This is a genomic window from Vibrio sp. qd031 (assembly GCF_002100145.1).
GTDB lineage: Bacteria > Pseudomonadota > Gammaproteobacteria > Enterobacterales > Vibrionaceae > Vibrio.
In genome coordinates this window covers 499,520-516,408 of sequence record NZ_JXQD01000024.1, presented here as the reverse complement: position 1 = coordinate 516,408, position 16,889 = coordinate 499,520, and the positions used below count along the sequence as shown (strand labels likewise).

General features: G+C 45.7%; 16 protein-coding genes. 8 read left to right on the top strand and 8 right to left on the bottom strand.

Features of this window, described 5'->3' with window-relative positions; all coding sequences use genetic code 11:
• Positions 1–256: 256 nt before the first annotated feature.
• Entirely contained in the window at positions 257–1,441 is a 1,185-nt protein-coding gene (manA, locus tag ST37_RS11135; protein WP_084886234.1) for a mannose-6-phosphate isomerase, class I, read from the bottom strand.
• A gap of 1,234 nt (positions 1,442–2,675) precedes the next feature.
• Between manA and ST37_RS11130 the strand changes: the two genes are divergently transcribed.
• Both ST37_RS11130 and glnS read left to right on the top strand, forming a co-directional pair.
• Positions 2,676–3,395, top strand: a complete 720-nt coding sequence (locus tag ST37_RS11130) for a GntR family transcriptional regulator (protein ID WP_084886233.1) — start codon at positions 2,676–2,678, stop codon at positions 3,393–3,395.
• A gap of 130 nt (positions 3,396–3,525) precedes the next feature.
• Complete coding sequence (gene glnS, locus ST37_RS11125; RefSeq protein ID WP_084886231.1) at positions 3,526–5,187, top strand: glutamine--tRNA ligase; 1,662 nt, start codon at positions 3,526–3,528, stop codon at positions 5,185–5,187.
• Positions 5,188–5,285: 98 nt separating this feature from the next.
• Here glnS and ST37_RS11120 read toward each other — a convergent pair whose 3' ends face one another.
• The 5 genes from ST37_RS11120 to ST37_RS11100 all read right to left on the bottom strand — a co-directional run bounded on the left by ST37_RS11120 (position 5,286) and on the right by ST37_RS11100 (position 8,462).
• On the bottom strand, positions 5,286–5,885 hold the full coding sequence (locus tag ST37_RS11120; RefSeq protein WP_084886229.1) for a prepilin-type N-terminal cleavage/methylation domain-containing protein: 600 nt from the start codon (positions 5,883–5,885) through the stop codon (positions 5,286–5,288).
• A 47-nt stretch (positions 5,886–5,932) separates the two neighbouring features.
• Positions 5,933–6,379, bottom strand: a complete 447-nt coding sequence (gene fur / locus ST37_RS11115) for a ferric iron uptake transcriptional regulator (protein WP_084886228.1) — start codon at positions 6,377–6,379, stop codon at positions 5,933–5,935.
• 459 nt (positions 6,380–6,838) lie between these two features.
• Positions 6,839–7,366, bottom strand: a complete 528-nt coding sequence (gene fldA / locus ST37_RS11110) for a flavodoxin FldA (RefSeq protein ID WP_084886227.1) — start codon at positions 7,364–7,366, stop codon at positions 6,839–6,841.
• A 41-nt stretch (positions 7,367–7,407) separates the two neighbouring features.
• Positions 7,408–7,629 carry a DUF2788 domain-containing protein gene (locus tag ST37_RS11105; protein ID WP_084886226.1) on the bottom strand — a complete coding sequence of 74 codons (222 nt, stop codon included), beginning with the start codon at positions 7,627–7,629 and terminating at the stop codon, positions 7,408–7,410.
• A 74-nt stretch (positions 7,630–7,703) separates the two neighbouring features.
• Positions 7,704–8,462: an alpha/beta fold hydrolase gene (locus ST37_RS11100; protein ID WP_084886224.1), complete on the bottom strand. Its 759-nt coding sequence runs from the start codon at positions 8,460–8,462 to the stop codon at positions 7,704–7,706.
• 108 nt (positions 8,463–8,570) lie between these two features.
• Between ST37_RS11100 and seqA the strand changes: the two genes are divergently transcribed.
• Both seqA and pgm read left to right on the top strand, forming a co-directional pair.
• The gene (seqA, locus tag ST37_RS11095; protein ID WP_084886222.1) at positions 8,571–9,122 is read left to right on the top strand and encodes a replication initiation negative regulator SeqA; all 552 of its coding nucleotides are present in this window, start codon (positions 8,571–8,573) and stop codon (positions 9,120–9,122) included.
• Between the two features lie 74 nt (positions 9,123–9,196).
• Positions 9,197–10,843 (top strand): phosphoglucomutase (alpha-D-glucose-1,6-bisphosphate-dependent), encoded by a 1,647-nt coding sequence (gene pgm, locus ST37_RS11090; RefSeq protein ID WP_084886220.1) that lies wholly within the window; start codon positions 9,197–9,199, stop codon positions 10,841–10,843.
• 51 nt (positions 10,844–10,894) lie between these two features.
• On the opposite strand, the gene ST37_RS11085 is transcribed toward pgm, so the two are convergent.
• Positions 10,895–11,698: a DUF1853 family protein gene (locus ST37_RS11085; RefSeq protein ID WP_084886219.1), complete on the bottom strand. Its 804-nt coding sequence runs from the start codon at positions 11,696–11,698 to the stop codon at positions 10,895–10,897.
• 102 nt (positions 11,699–11,800) lie between these two features.
• On the opposite strand from ST37_RS11085, the gene ST37_RS11080 reads away from it, so the two are divergent.
• Positions 11,801–12,559, top strand: coding sequence for a Nif3-like dinuclear metal center hexameric protein (locus ST37_RS11080; protein WP_084886217.1), 759 nt, complete (start codon positions 11,801–11,803; stop codon positions 12,557–12,559).
• A gap of 144 nt (positions 12,560–12,703) precedes the next feature.
• Here the strand turns inward: ST37_RS11080 and ST37_RS11075 are convergent, their stop codons facing one another.
• Entirely contained in the window at positions 12,704–13,993 is a 1,290-nt protein-coding gene (locus tag ST37_RS11075) for a citrate synthase (protein ID WP_084886216.1), read from the bottom strand.
• A 395-nt stretch (positions 13,994–14,388) separates the two neighbouring features.
• Here ST37_RS11075 and sdhC point away from each other — a divergent pair, with 395 nt between their 5' ends.
• From sdhC to sdhA, 3 genes are read left to right on the top strand one after another with little or no spacing between them, the layout of a single operon-like run.
• Entirely contained in the window at positions 14,389–14,781 is a 393-nt protein-coding gene (gene sdhC, locus ST37_RS11070; RefSeq protein ID WP_084886214.1) for a succinate dehydrogenase cytochrome b556 subunit, read from the top strand.
• Positions 14,775–15,119 carry a succinate dehydrogenase, hydrophobic membrane anchor protein gene (gene sdhD / locus ST37_RS11065; RefSeq protein WP_084886212.1) on the top strand — a complete coding sequence of 115 codons (345 nt, stop codon included), beginning with the start codon at positions 14,775–14,777 and terminating at the stop codon, positions 15,117–15,119. The genes sdhC and sdhD overlap by 7 nt, the downstream gene beginning before the upstream one ends.
• Positions 15,120–16,886, top strand: coding sequence for a succinate dehydrogenase flavoprotein subunit (sdhA, locus tag ST37_RS11060; protein WP_084886211.1), 1,767 nt, complete (start codon positions 15,120–15,122; stop codon positions 16,884–16,886). It begins immediately after the preceding gene.
• Positions 16,887–16,889: the final 3 nt, after the last annotated feature.

Sequence of the window (16,889 nt, the reverse complement as noted above, 5' to 3'; positions counted from 1 at the left end):
CTACGGAGAAGGGCTTTTCCCACAAGCTCTACCATGAGATTTAAGCTGGCGCTCAAATCGCACGGTATAGCCCGCTCACTACCGTCCCATTTGCGCCCCGAGCGGATGTAACGGTAGTGAATCTCGCGGAGAAGGGCTTTCCCCACAAGCTCTACCATGAGATTTAAGCTGGCGCTCAAATCGCACGGTATAGCTGAAAAAAAAGCCGCTCATCATTAGATGAGCGGCTTAACGCGTTAATACTGATAAATTTTAACTAATTATACGCTCGCGCCAGTTTACCCTTTCCAGAATATCGATATTCCAAACAGTCAAAACTCACAAAGATAGACTCACCTTTAGTCAGCGATTTATGTTGCTCGCCACTTTGGATCTCAATTTCACCCTCAAGGCAAAACAGGATTTCAGCACTGCTCACAGTATGGGTTTGCGGCTGAATCACTTCAACCACATCAAAGCCAAAGTCTTCAACAGGAATAGGGTAGCGGCTCACACCATTGTTGGTACTTGGTCGCATTTTGATGTTTTGCGGATCGATGGGTTGAAACAAGGTGTTATCGACAAGTTCTGCAACGTCAATGTGTTTTGGGGTTAACCCAGCACGAAGAACGTTGTCCGAGTTGGCCATAATCTCTAGACCTGTACCTCGCAAGTAAGCGTGCGGTGTTTCGGCGTAGAGGAACATTGCTTCTCCAGGTTGCAGTACCACAAGGTTAAGCATCAATGGGGCAAATAGGCCTACATCGTCGTTGTAGTGCTGTTTAAACTCTTTACTGTATGCAATGGCTTGTGCGGCCATTGGGCTCAAATTTGTCGCTGTGTAGTAGGCATAAAGGTCGTTTAAAGCAGACTGTTTTTCATCGCCGTCTAACGAAAGCAGGGCGTTAAATAAGCGCTTGAGTGAATCGCCATTAGGGTTGGCCGAAAATTCTTGAGCAACCTCGGCTATCGCGGTGATTTCAATCTCTTCAAACAAACTAACAATATGTTGCAGAGGACGAAAGCCATTCATTGCGTGGTATTCGGTCAGCGCGTACACCAACTCAGGTTTATGATTGGGATCTTTGTAGTTGCGATGTCCTGCCGACAGTTCAATACCTTGCTGATTTTCTCTTGCAAAGCCCTCTTCAGAACGTGCTTTGTTAGGGTGAACCTGAATGGAGAGGGGGGTTGCAGCCGCAAGGACCTTAAATAGGTAAGGCAACTCGCCAAATTTGTTGGCAGTTTTCTCACCTAATTGCTGTTCAGGTTGCAGGTTGATGAGGTCTGACAGTAGCGTGTCGGTGCCAGCAAGTCGAGAGCAACCATTTGGGTGCGCCCCCATCCATAATTCGGCTTGAGGCTGATTGTCATCGTTGCTGTAACCAAACAGGTCGTGCATTGAGCTCGTGCTGCCCCAGGCGTAGTTTTGGATTACGTTATTAAGTTTATGTAGTGTCATTGTCTTCACTTTACGTTGTGTTGCTCTGGTGTCCGAGAGGCGATCACTGCAAGAGCAACGGGTGTCTTATACACAACGTGGCGGCGATGTTTCTAGCGCTACGTGTTAAATTTTATTCTGCTTGTTCAAGTACCTGAGACAAGGGCTGTGGAGTATGTACTGTGCCAAAATTTGCTCCCATATTGCCATAGAGTAGATCAATATCTTGGCCTAAATAGCTGACGATCCTAAAATTAAAAATGTTTCGCCTGCCCCTCGTCTGCCCCAACTTCCAGGGGGGCGTTTTGAGGGTTTGATGAACCAACTTGCCTGCATCGGGGACCACTAAATTGCTAAAACACCAGTCGTAATGGTATTCGTCGCTGGCTGAACGGAGCGAGCTAAACAACGCCGCAATTTCCTGACCCGTTAATGACTTCGATTAGTATCAGTGTTACTTAGCCAATTAGACTAACAATACTTTAGCTTGGCAAGAAACAAGGCTTGCCAAAGTTTCATGGGTAATCTCCGCCTTTTAAGCAATCTCTGCTCCACCTTTTTGATTACCTTCGAGGCGGCTCTAGTTGAGCGAAATCAAAATAGCTCTTGAGTGACAGAGTGGTTAACCCGTCCACAATAAGTTTCACAGCTTGTTAGAGAAAATTGGTGTAGCACTCCATAGGTGTCACATATTTGCGTGTTTGTACCTTGTGGTTGGGCTCAAATTAAATGTCAGCGTGACGACCCAATGCAATTTCGCTTACTCATCTTGGCTCAGCTCTAGGGCTGAGTGTTACGTGTCGACTTTGTTTTTGGTGGCTAGAAGGTTGCTGTAGCGTACGGACAACCAGATTATTCCAATACTTTCTGCATCATTAGTACAGGTTTAAACCGGTAGAACGAAAGGATTAAAAGACAATTTATTGATATTTGTATGGTGTGTTCTCAAATGGCTGTATTCTCGGCCGCTGGATTGCAGCTAATGGGATTTGGTTAACAATTTAATGCCCGATAAGGATATTAAGTGACTGTTTTATAGTTAATATTGATTAATGGTTAGGCGGTGCGAGGAATAAAATATGTATTGTTATTGTATTTTTCTAACGTTGGCAGAGTTTCAGATTGAGTAAAAGTCATCACAGTTTTGGTCACGGCTAGCGTTGAATTTGATAATTTCAGTCAAACATTTGCCATACGTTGATGAAAGAATTATCTTGGGTAAAGTTAATTTGTATTATTTATTGTTGAGATGCTCATGGCCCGTTTACCGATGTATCGGAAAATTGCAGAAGCAATACGTGAAAAAATCCGTAGTGGAGACTACAAAGTTGACACTGCACTTCCCACCGAAGCGCGATTGCGAGAAGAGTTTAACTGCAGTCGAGTCACTGTGAGGCAAGCGCTTAAACTGCTCATTGAGAGTGAAGAGCTAGAAAGCATTCAGGGCAGTGGCACGTATGTTAAGGCGGCTAAAGTTAACTACGGCATCGATAGACAAAGCAGCTTTTCTGAAAAGTGGGCGCACCTTAAAGGTGTGACTCACAGTGACGTGTTGGCGTTTGAGATACAAGCGGCCTCGCTTACTCAAGCCGATCTTTTAGATATTAAAGAAGGGGAGCGGATTTACTACATCAAACGCATCCGCTTTGTGAATGACAATCCTATCACTGTTGAGGAGACTTGGATGCCAATCGCAATGTTCCCAGATCTCAATTACCAAGTGATGCAAAACTCGAAGTACGACTATATCGAGAAACAGAAAAAGCTGAAAATTGATCGTAGCGAACAGGAGATCGTCCCTATTTTACCGACAGACGATATTGCCGGCTTGTTGGGTATTGAAACGCAACGTCCGATTTTCGAAAAGCGCACTCGCGGTTACTTAGATGATGACACGGTGTTTGAGTACAGTTGCAATTATTTTAAGCCAGACGACTACAAATTCACCTTAGTGGCAAAGCGTTATCGAAACTAGCGTTTATTTCCATCAATTACAGAAAAATACAGCGGAAAATGACAGTTTCTAGTTGTCTATTGCCTAATAAATGTGGATCATTGAACGTTAAACCATAAAACCCATTTTTGAGATTCAGAGGTAATCCTTGATGAGTGAAGCTGAGGCTCGCCCAAGCAACTTTATACGCCAAATCATTGATAAAGATTTGGCCAGTGGCACCCACACCACAGTGCATACTCGATTCCCACCGGAGCCAAACGGCTACCTGCACATCGGTCATGCAAAATCGATCTGTCTAAACTTTGGGATTGCTCAGGATTACCAAGGGCAGTGTAACCTGCGCTTTGATGACACCAATCCAGAGAAAGAAGATGTCGAATACGTTGAATCCATCAAGAGCGACGTAGAGTGGCTAGGCTTTGAGTGGGCCGGTGACATTTGTTATTCGTCAAACTACTTCGACAAACTTCACGACTATGCTGTTGAGCTGATTGAAAAGGGTTTGGCTTACGTAGAAGAACTGACGCCAGAACAGATTCGTGAACACCGTGGCACCTTGACAGCGCCGGGTAAAGATAGCCCATATCGCGACCGCAGTGTTGAAGAAAACCTAACGCTGTTTAAAAAAATGCGTGAAGGTGGTTTTAAAGAAGGTGAAGCGTGCCTGCGAGCTAAGATCGACATGTCATCATCGTTCATGGTGATGCGCGACCCAGTACTTTACCGCGTGCGTTTTGCACACCATCACCAAACGGGTGATAAGTGGTGCATCTACCCGATGTATGACTTCACACACTGTATTTCTGATGCGCTGGAAGGGATCACTCACTCTTTGTGTACCCTTGAGTTCCAAGATAACCGTCGTTTGTACGATTGGGTGTTGGACAACATCACTATTGATACTCAGCCACGCCAGTACGAGTTTAGTCGCCTAAACCTAGAGTATACGGTGATGTCAAAACGTAAACTGATCCAATTGGTGAGCGAAAACCTAGTTAGCGGTTGGGACGATCCTCGTATGCCTACTATTTCAGGTTTACGTCGTCGTGGCTTTACCCCTGCGTCTATTCGTGAATTTTGTAAGCGTATTGGTGTGACCAAACAAGAGAACATGATTGAATTTGGGTCACTAGAGTCGTGTATTCGTGATGATCTTAACGAAAACGCGCCACGCGCGATGGCGGTACTCGATCCAATCAAACTGGTGATCGAAAACTTCGGTGAAGAAGAGACGTTAACCGTTGCTAACCACCCGAATAAGCCAGAAATGGGTACTCGTGAAGTGCCGTTTACTCGTGAAGTGTTTATTGAACGTGATGACTTCCGTGAAGAAGCCAACAAAAAATACAAGCGTCTGGTACTGGGTAAAGAAGTGCGATTGCGCGGCGCCTATGTGATTAAAGCGGAACGTATTGAAAAAGACGATCAAGGCAACATCACCACTATTTTCTGTAGCTATGATGCGGACACGTTAGGTAAAAACCCTGCAGATGGTCGCAAGGTCAAAGGTGTGATCCATTGGGTATCTGCGAGTAAGGGCGTTGAAGCAGAAATCCGCTTGTACGATCGACTGTTTACCGTTCCAAATCCAGCGGCAGAATCTGACTTTACTCAGGTAATTAACCCGACGTCATTAGAGGTATTTAATGGCGTGGTTGAACCGAGTCTGTCTTCAGCGCAAGCCGAGCAGGGCTTCCAGTTTGAACGTACAGGGTACTTCTGTGTTGACAGTAAAGACTCTTCATCTGACAAATTGGTGTTCAACCGCACGGTTGGCTTGCGTGATACTTGGGCAAAAATCGCAGGCTAAGATAGCCACGATTACCTTGTGACGTCAGCAAGAGACACTAAAAAAACCGAGCGAATAGTCGCTCGGTTTTTTTGTTCAAAATACTAATAGGTTACCGCTTAACGGTGCACAGTTGTCACTGCACCTGTTCTGGAGTCATACCACATGACGTGCTTAGCAACGTCTGGATCGGTATCGAAACCTGAGCGTGTGTAAATGTAGTAGCACTGTGTCCATTTTTGCCCTTCATTAGGAATGGTTGTTTGAGAACGACGGGTATAAAAGTCGACATTGTCGATTTGACCTTGTTGCTCGCTCACAGTGTAATCCGAGACCATAATCGCATCCCAAATAGCGGTGCAGCCTGCATGGCCGCGTCCAATATTATAGGGTTCTACTAGTCGATCGGCTTTATCGGTCCCTATGGGGTAACCGACATCATTCATGTCGAGGTTTTTAGTTTCGTCGCCGTCTTCACTTTCTGCATAACCTGGAAGGTTGGTGAAAGCAACGGCACTATGGCCGTTAACGTACCATCGAGAATGAGCAAAGGAAATGCCTTGTTCAAACTGACTTGCGGTACCGTTAATTGAGGCAATTGTCGCGCCTTCGGAAAGATTGATAAAACGAGGTGCAGCCACTACAGCGAGCACGGCAATCACGATTAAAGTGACGATTAGTTCAATGAGGGTAAACCCTCGCTGGTTAAACGGATGCATCAAGAGATTCCTTCCTCTTATCCTCGTTTACTTAGCGGTTTTCTGTCTTACTTTGCGTTATGTGCTTTAGGATCTGTTTTGCAGTCACCCGATGCACATTTACCATAAAGGTAAAGACTATGGTTAGTCAGTTGAATGTTGTACTTAGTGGCTATTTCACGCTGACGCTGCTCAATCACCTCATCGGTAAACTCAATCACGGCACCACAATCTAGGCAAACGAGGTGATCGTGATGGTGCTGCGTGGATAGTTCAAACACCGACTTACCACTTTCAAAGTGGTGACGGCTTACAATGCCGGCATCATCAAACTGGTTCAGTACGCGGTAAACAGTGGCAAGGCCAATTTCTTCACCAAGGTCGAGCAGTTTCTTATAGAGGTCTTCGGCACTAATGTGCTGGTTACCAGGATGTTGCAATACCTCTAGAATTTTTAGACGTGGAAGAGTGACTTTGAGTCCCGCATCCTTAAGAGCTTGGTTATTGTCCGACATAATATTCCTTGTGTTAGCCGACCGTTTTTGCGTGTAGTTGCTTAGGATTATAGGGAAGTCGATGGCAACATGAAACAATAACTTGTTGATGGTGAGAAAAAGAGATAGTAAATATGATGAAGATCGATCATGTCGTGGTCTAATCAGTAACAACCCATTAACAGGCGCGTCGTGAGTCCAATACTAGCAAGAATTTACACGCCTAACATTGTTCGGCGTCCACTCAATGTATGGACTCTTTTTTAGGGAACGGGCATCAAAATAACTGAGTTGAGCAATAATTTTCGATATTGTCGCGTGACGTTGCTTTGCCCATTGAGCGCACACTTCATATTCGCAAGAAAGCTCAAAGTCGAGAGCAGAGCTCAGTAAAAGAGTCGCTACACAGAAAAAATTATTCGTCAGGTACAAAAAAAGCCAAAGCATTTGGCTTTGGCTTTTTATAAAATCGTCAGAGGCTTAGTCTTCTAGTTCAGACAGACACATCTCTTGGTAAATTTGTTTTACCCAAGCGTCAACACGCTCTTGGGTAAGCTCTGGTTGACGATCTTCGTCAATGCAAAGACCCACAAAATCGTCGTCTTCAGTCAGCGCTTTAGAGGCTTCAAATTCGTAACCATCGGTAGAGGTTTGGCCAATAATAGTGCCACCCTTCGCTTCGACAATATCGCGAACTGTGCCCATAGCATCGCAGAAATATTCTGCATAATCTTCTTGGTCGCCACAGCCGAAAATCGCCACAAGTTTAGTTGAAAAATCGATCGCTTCTAGCTCTGGGAAAAAGTCGTCCCAATCACACTGTGCTTCACCGTAGTACCAAGTTGGGATACCTAACAGTAACAAGTCAAAATTATCAATGTCTTCTTTACTGCTTTTCGCAATGTCTTGTACATGCACCAGCTGTTTACCCAGCTGCTTTTGAATCATCTTTGCGATTGCTTCGGTGTTGCCTGTATCGCTACCAAAGAAGATACCTACACTTGCCATAGTTTCTAAAACCTTATTTACAAATTTGAGGGTGTAAAGCGTCAGCCTATGCCTGCGCCTTCCCAGCTAACCTGAATGATGCCTTTGACAATAAATCCAGCACAGCCCAAAAAGAGCACCAACCACACTATGCGTTGCCCAAAAGGGGGCACTTTCGCTTGCTTCAACACATCGCGTATTGCCATGCCAATCAGAAAGAAGATGGCCGCGAATAGGAAGTTAAGACCTAAGGTCTCGAGCGTCTCCATGTGGTCGTACAGCATGAGGGGTCTCTATCCATAAAAGTGCAAGCACTATATCATTGTTGCGGTTTAATGTTAACGCCGCGTTCAAAACTTTAGCGAGATAAAAATCGTTCAATTGCGCGAGCAACTTGTTCAGGTTTTTCTGCGTGTAGCCAATGGCCTGCGTTACTGATCACGTGTGCTTTTACGGTTGGAAACTGCGCCACAATTTGAGCTTGATGTTGTGGCTGGACGTAATCTGAATTACCACCAATGACCATTAATGTGGGCAGTGTATTGGGTGCTTGTTGCTCCCAGCCAAGAATAGACCAATAGTCTTTTTCTAAAGTGGCGACATTAAATCGCCAGCCAAATCCGCAGTCTTGTTTATGTAAGGATTTACTCAAAAACTGAATCACCCCTTGATCGTCTAGATGCTGCGCCATAACTTTTAACGCGTCGCTTCGAGAATTGGGTGTTGCATCCACCACGGCATTAAGGGCTTTAAGTACTTGAGTGTGCCGAGCCACGGTGTAAGCGACAGGAGCCATGTCTAGCACCGCTAATTTCTGAACTGAGTTTGGGAATAAATGCGCCATGCGCATGGCGACTTTTCCGCCCATTGAGTGCCCAACCACAGAGTAGCGTTCAATGCCTAATTCGGTCATGCATTGATGAACTCTATTAGCCATGTCGGTGTAGTTGACACTGTCGATGTGCTCTGAGCGACCATGATTGGGTAGGTCGACGCTGATCACTTGATAGTTTTGAGCGAGTTGTCTCGCGATAACGCCAAGGTTGTCCAAACTGCCAAAAAGACCGTGTAGCAACACTATCGGTTCTCCTTGACCATCAATCTTATAATGTAACATTAAGGTTTCTCACACAATTGGGCTCGCAAATTCCATGTATACCGTAGAGACTCGCTCGCGATTGGCTTATAATGCGCAGAGTTTATTATAAAGAGATTGTGAAAACGAATGAAAACCATTGAAGTAGATGAAGAACTTTACCGTTTCATTGCAAGCCAAACCCAGCACATTGGTGAAAGCGCCTCTGATATCTTGCGTCGTTTGTTGAAAGTAGAGCAAGCACGTATCGCAAAAGAAGCGGCACCCACTTTCGAGACTGAGCCTGTACACAAAGGCATTGTCGTTGGAAAAGAAGCCGGTTTGGATACCAAGCTTGATCGTGTGAAGACGGTTCGTGAACTACTGATCTCTGATGAATTTGCTTCACTCACCAAGGTTATCGATAAATTTATGCTGTTGTTAAAGACACTGTACACCATCGATGCCGAGGCGTTTGCTGAAGCGACAGCAGTAAAAGGGCGCAAACGTGTCTATTTTGCTGACAATAAAGAGTTATTGCTTGCCAGTGGCAATACTACTAAGCCTCGCGCGATTGACGGTTCTCCATTTTGGGTCATCACCAATACCAACACCAATCGTAAGCGCCAGATGATAGAGCAGCTGATGGAGCGTATGACGTTTCCAGCAGAACTGGTAGAAAAGGTTGCTAACGCAATCTAAAGCACAGAATCCCGCTCGAGCAAGTTCAACTGGCTCGAGCTTTTTTTTATGTAAAGTTATAAAGGAATCTCAACATGGCTATGCATCCTCGTGCAGGGCAAAAAGCGCTTCAGGAAGATCTACATAATATTCCTGCGCTGGTCGCTAATTATTATCTTATGCAACCGGAAGCGGGCAATGCGGCACAACAAGTCGCCTTTGGTACGTCTGGGCATCGCGGCTCTGCCGATAAAGTGACTTTTAATGAAAATCATATCCTTGCTATTGCTCAAGCGGTTGCAGAAGTACGAGCTAACAACGGTGTTACCGGACCTATTTTTGTCGGTAAAGACACCCACGCACTTTCTGAGCCAGCTTACGCCTCAGTCGTTGAAGTACTGATTGCAAATGGTATTGAAGTGATTGGTCAAATCGATAATGGCTATACCCCAACTCCGGGTGTCTCTCACGCAATTTTGACGCACAATCTAGTCAACAATGCGCAAGCTGATGGTATTGTGATCACACCTTCGCATAACCCACCTCAAGACGGCGGCATTAAGTACAACCCGACCCACGGCGGTCCGGCAGAAGGTGCACTCACTACAGCCATCGAAAATCGTGCCAATGAGATCATTGCTCAAGGGTTAAAAGCTGTAAAACGTATGCCTATCGCGCAAGCAAAAGCGTCGCCTTTGTATCGCGAAATCGATTTGGTCGCACCTTATGTTGCTGACCTGCCAAACGTGATCAACATGGAAGCTATCCAAAAGTCGGGCCTAAAACTGGGTGTTGACCCATTAGGTGGTAGTGGTATTGAGTACTGGCGTCAGATTGGCCAAGCCTACAATCTCGATTTGACCTTGGTCAGCGAAGCTATCGACCCAAGTTTCCAGTTTATGTCATTGGATAAAGATGGTGTGGTCCGTATGGACTGTTCTTCGCCTTATGCGATGGCCAGTTTATTAGCGCTTAAAGATGACTATGATCTTGCGTTTGGTAACGATCCAGATTACGACCGTCATGGTATTGTCACTCCAGCGGGTTTGATGAATCCTAATCACTTCTTAGCGGTGTGCATCGATTACCTATACCGTCATCGTGAAGGTTGGGGGGCAGACGTTGCCGTGGGTAAAACCTTGGTTTCAAGTGCCATCATCGATAAAGTCGTTGCCGATTTAGGCCGCGAGCTGTGTGAAGTGCCTGTTGGCTTTAAATGGTTTGTAGATGGCCTGTATGAAGGTAAATTTGGCTTTGGTGGTGAAGAGTCTGCTGGCGCGTCGTTCTTGCGTAAAGATGGCACGCCTTGGTCAACCGATAAAGACGGCATCATTCTTTGCCTGTTAGCGGCAGAAATCACCGCAGTAACGGGTAAAAATCCTCAACAGTACTACGATGAACTAGCTGCAAAACACGGCGCGTCTTCGTACAATCGTATTCAAGCTGTCGCTAACCACGCTCAAAAAGCGGTTCTATCGAAGTTGTCACCTGAGATGGTTTCGGCGACAGAGCTAGCAGGCGACCCTATCACCGCTCGGTTAACCCATGCTCCAGGTAATGGTGCTGCTATCGGTGGTCTAAAAGTGACTACTGAGTTCGGTTGGTTTGCCGCGCGCCCATCGGGTACTGAAGAAATTTACAAGATTTACTGTGAAAGTTTCAAAGGCGAAGAGCACTTGCGCCTTATGGAAAAAGAAGCACAAGAAATTGTAAACCAAGTATTCGCAGACGCAGGTTTGTAACTCGAACTTGAATTAACACTCTCTTGAGGCCAAACATCAGTTTGGCCTTTTTTAAGCCACAGGCTTTCCCTCGCTCCTCGACTCTCGCCCCTTTGTTTCTTTAACACTCGGCCAGTTATCCGGCACAATAAACCAAAATGTACCACTCTCGTCAACGCAGTGAACGTCTCGCTCAAAGTGATGTTGGTCTAGGTCAAGACAGTGTCCGCTGTGTTCACCCGTCGCCCAGTATGGCTTATCTACTATAAACAGCTTCGAATCAATATTGCTCGCTTGGTGATGATAGCACCAATGCCCATTGATGCTTTTAGGTTCTAACTCTAGGTCAGCACAATGGGTTGGTATAGGCTGATCTATAAACGGGTTAGTGTAGAGTCTCCCTTGCACTAGCAACCGAGATCTTAATCCTGAAAACTGCGGAAATTTCGCTGAAAATCCTTCATGCCGGGTTAACAATAATTGCTTTTTCACCATCTTATCGAGCTTTAAATCCAACCGGTCATGCGCATTAGGTCCATGCCAATAGCCATCCAATAGCAGGAAGAACTTGATCGCCACTTCCCAATGCTCGAGGGGCTGCTCTTCTATATCCAATCGTCGAACAACAAAATCCAGGGCGCCAACAGTCTGTCCATTGTGGTTAAATTGAACCTCGTCAGCGACTATTTGATACGATTGGTTGTGATCTAGCATCGATTTAACGCAATCTTGGTAGTAAAAACCAAGTCTTGGATTGGGACTAATCGCTGGAAGTAGCTTAGGGTTGGAGGCCAATGTCATCGGGTCGACTAGCAGTGGTGCATTTTTTATGAGGTTTGGGCTGTGGCAGATCCAATGGTAAAAATTGACGTCCATGGCAATCTCTTTTTCGAGTAGGTGGTGGCACAGAGGGGAGAAATCGACCCAAAATGCTTTATACTGTGTCTATTGTCGAGAGTATTGGAACGCAATGCAACAATGAATCATTTGCAACTAGAAAAGCTGTTAAATCAATTTCTTAAACCTGAGCTTATTAAAGATTATGCCCCCAATGGGATGCAGGTTGAAGGTAAGCAAGATGTCAAAAAGATCGTGACTGGCGTGACGGCTTCACAAGCCCTCATTGACGCGGCCATTGAGCGTCAAGCTGACGCGATTTTGGTCCATCATGGGTACTTCTGGAAGGGCGAACCAGAGCCTATTCGAGGCATGAAAGGGCGACGCATTCGGTCTCTCATTAAGCATGATATTAACCTCTATGGCTACCATCTCCCTTTAGATGTTCATTCACAAATAGGTAACAATGTGTGTCTTGGCCAGTTGTTAAATATAACCGTTGAAGGGGGGTTAGAAGGGCATGAGCAGTCAGTTTCTTTGTTTGGAAAGTTAGAAAAACCGTTAACAGGTGAGCAGTTTTCAGCCAGAATTGAACAGGTTTTACAACGCGCGCCACTGCATATCGCACCAGATTATATGAATAAAACCATAGAAACAGTAGGGTGGTGTACGGGTGGTGGGCAAGATTTTATCGAACTTGCAGCCTCAAAAGGTTTGGATGCGTTTATTTCCGGTGAAATCTCAGAGCGCACGACCTATACAGCCCGAGAGATGGGCATTCACTACTTTGCCGCAGGGCATCACGCCACAGAACGCTATGGTGTGAAAGCGTTGGGGGAGTGGCTTGCTGCTGAACACGGGTTCGACGTTGAGTTTATTGATATCGACAATCCTGTGTAATTAAACTCGCTGTGTTTACGTTTTTAACATCGATAGCGTAGTTGCACGGTGGGTCATAGTGAAAGCGCCGCAGTGAATAGAAAGTAGAATTAAAAAAAGAGCTTGGCATTGCCAAGCTCTTTTCAATTTTAAGTCATGAATGACTTATTCGCGCTCATGTAGAGGTTTAAAGTCACGTAATTTTTCACCCGTGTAAAGCTGACGAGGACGACCGATGCGTGCAGCAGGATCGCTGTGCATCTCGTTCCAGTGAGCAATCCAACCGATAGTACGAGACATCGCAAAGATTACGGTAAACATCGATACAGGGATGCCTATCGCTTTCAAAATGATGCCCGAGTAGAAGTCCACATTCGGGTAGAGTTTCTTCTCAACGAAGTACTCATCCGATAGTGCAATTCTTTCAAGCTCCATCGCAACATCCAACAGTGGATCTTTGATGTTTAGCTCAGAAAGCACTTCGTGACACGCTTCACGCATTACTGTGGCGCGTGGGTCGTAGTTTTTGTACACGCGGTGTCCAAAGCCCATCAAACGGAAAGGATCATCTTTGTCTTTCGCACGTTTAACGTACTCTGGGATTTTATCAACCGAACCAATTTCTTCTAGCATGCGTAGACACGCTTCGTTGGCACCACCGTGAGCAGGCCCCCAAAGTGACGCAATACCCGCTGCAATACACGCAAATGGGTTGGCACCAGATGAACCGGCCAAACGTACAGTAGACGTTGACGCATTTTGTTCATGGTCAGCATGGAGCGTAAAGATCTTGTCCATTGCGCGAGCAACAACAGGGTTAACTTCGTAATCTTCACAAGGGTTTGCAAACATCATATGTAGGAAGTTTTCAGCATAGGTCAGGTCGTTACGAGGGTAGATGAAAGGTTGACCTATGGAATACTTGTAACACATGGCTGCAAGAGTGGGCATTTTCGATAGCAAACGGTACGCCGCAATTTCGCGGTGACTATCGTTATTAATATCAAGTGAATCATGATAGAAGGCTGCTAAAGCACCGACCACGCCAACCATGATCGCCATTGGGTGGGCGTCGCGGCGGAAACCGTGGAAGAAGCTAGCAATTTGTTCATGTACCATGGTGTGACGAGTGACGACTTTTTTGAAGTCTTCGTACTCTTCACGTGTTGGGGCTTCACCATAAAGTAAAATGTAACAAACTTCTAAATAATCAGCGTTGTTGGCCAGTTGATCAATTGGGAAACCGCGATGTAGCAGAACCCCTTTGTTGCCGTCGATAAACGTGATTTGTGATTCACAAGATGCAGTGGCAAGAAAACCAGGGTCGAATGTAAAGTAACCATTCGCTCCAAGTTTACGAACATCAATTACCTCTGGGCCTAGGGCGCCGTCGATAATTGGCAGCTCGATGGGCGCAAGACCTTCAATATGAAGGGTCGCTTTCTTATCTGCCATAACATTCTCCTTTGTAATTATTAATCCGTCCCGGATATTTTTGTGCCCCAATTTTTTACTGGGGATTGGCATTAAAGTCAATTTTTATGCATTTTTGTGTGCACTTGTTTTGATTTTTTTTGTATCAAAAGTTAAAAACCTGTTCTATGTATCAATTTTTGTTACCTTGATTGTATTAGAATGTTACAGGCCGTATAGTGGCCGTGAAAATGTCCCTCAAACGCCCAAGTTATATAGGACTGGTGTAGAAAAATAACAACGTATCAGTTAATTGGGTTAACAATTCATTTACATTTAAGTCGTCAAATATCGGCTTAATGTGTAAAGTAAATGTTAAGTTTCAGGGCTTTTTGGTGGATATTTGTCCAAACTTTAAAACGCTCAAATGGAGCTGAGTGAGCAAGCCCGTGAATGATAGAAAAAAAAGACCCGTAAATCTCGATCTACAGACCATTAAGTTTCCAATCACAGCGATTGCTTCGATTCTTCACCGGATTTCTGGAGTAATTACGTTTGTCGCGGTTGGTATTTTGTTGTGGCTGTTGAATCTTTCCCTCTCATCCCCCATCGGTTTTAACGATGCGGCCAACATTGTTGATGGCTTCTTCGTAAAACTTATCCTTTGGGGAATTCTTACCGCTCTTGCTTATCACATAGTCGGTGGCATCCGTCACTTAATTATGGATTTGGGTTATTTCGAAGAGCTCGATACTGCCACGCTTAGCAGTAAAGTTGCTTTTGGTATAACGGCATTCTTATCGCTATTAGCAGGGGTGATGGTATGGTAAATCACGTTTCTTCATTTGGTCGTAACGGCGTGCATGACTACTTGTTACTGCGCGCAACCGCGATCATCATGACACTGTATACAGTCTACCTCGTCAGTTTTATTGCTTTTACTGATGTGAGTTATCTCTCTTGGTCAAGCTTCTTTGATGGCACTTTTACTAAAGTGTTCACCATGCTAGCGCTTGCTTCCGTTATGATCCATGCGTGGATCGGGATGTGGCAAGTGTTGACCGATTATATTAAGCCAACCTTATTACGCGGCGTCCTACAATTGGGCGTAATTGTCGTTCTTATCGGTTATTTCTTGTCCGGCTTTTTTATTTTGTGGGGTGCTTAAGTGACTATTCCAGTTCGCGAATTTGACGCCGTTGTTATCGGCGCCGGTGGTGCAGGCATGCGTGCCGCACTGCAAATTTCTGAGCAAGGCTTGAGCTGTGCCTTGCTGTCTAAAGTTTTTCCAACCCGTTCTCATACTGTATCTGCCCAAGGTGGTATTACCGTTGCGTTAGGTAACTCTCACCAAGATAACTGGCAGTGGCACATGTATGACACAGTAAAAGGCTCTGATTACATCGGTGATCAGAACGCCATCGAATACATGTGTAAAAACGGTCCGGCTTCTGTCATCGAGCTCGAAAAAATGGGTTTACCGTTTTCTCGTTTCAATGATGGCTCTATCTATCAACGTCCTTTTGGTGGCCAGTCAAAAGAGTTTGGTGGAGAGCAAGCAGCGCGTACAGCTGCTGCCGCGGACCGTACAGGGCACGCACTATTGCATACCCTTTATCAACAAAACGTTAAGCACAAGACCACGATCTTTTCTGAGTGGTATGCACTGGATATGGTTAAAAACCAAGACGGTGCAATTTGTGGTGTGACCGCGATTTGCATGGAAACTGGCGAGATTTGTTACTTCAAATCGAAGGCGACTATCCTAGCAACCGGTGGTGCAGGCCGTATTTACGCCTCTACCACAAACGCACACATCAACACCGGTGACGGTGTCGGTATGGCGCTGCGTGCAGGCGTTCCAATGCAAGATATGGAAATGTGGCAGTTCCACCCAACCGGTATTGCCGGCGCGGGCGTATTGGTCACAGAAGGCTGTCGTGGTGAAGGTGGTTACCTTCTCAACAAAGACGGTGAACGCTTTATGGAGCGCTACGCACCAAACGCGAAAGATTTAGCAGGTCGTGATGTTGTTGCTCGTTCAATGATGATCGAAATCCGTGAAGGTCGCGGCTGCGATGGCCCATGGGGTCCACACATTAAGCTTAAACTTGATCACTTGGGTAAAGACGTCCTTGAGTCGCGCTTGCCGGGTATTTGTGAACTTTCTAGAACCTTCGCACACGTTGATCCTGTTAAAGAACCTATTCCTGTTATTCCAACCTGTCACTATATGATGGGTGGCGTACCAACGCAGGTATCGGGTCAAGCGATTAAGCAAACGGCTGACGGTTCAGATGTAGAAGTTCAAGGCCTCTTTGCTTGTGGTGAAATTGCCTCTGTATCGGTTCATGGTGCTAACCGCCTTGGTGGTAACTCTTTACTTGATTTGGTGGTATTTGGCCGTGCAACAGGTCTACACCTTGGTGAGACTCTTGCTGCACAAGCGGAAGCGCGCCCAGCCTCTGAATCTGACATCGAAGAGTCACTGGCGCGTACCATGCGCTGGGAAAACTCAACTTCAGGTGAAGATCCGGTTCAAATTCGTAAAGATCTTCAACGCTGCATGCAAAACAGCTTCTCGGTATTCCGTGAAGGTGACGCAATGGCGACTGGTCTGGAAGAGCTTAAGACGATTCGCGAGCGACTGCAAAACGCGCACTTGGCGGATAAATCGTCTGAGTTCAACACTCAACGTATTGAGTGTCTAGAGCTGGATAATCTAATGGAAACAGCGGTTTCTACTGCTGTAGCGGCGAACTACCGTACTGAGTCTCGTGGTGCCCATGCACGCTTTGACTATCCAGATCGTGATGATGAGCAGTGGTTGTGTCACTCTATTTACAACCCGGAAACTGAGCAGATGAGCAAACGTGATGTCAACATGACGCCGGTTCATCGTGAAGCATTCCCGCCGAAAGCACGTACATACTAAGGG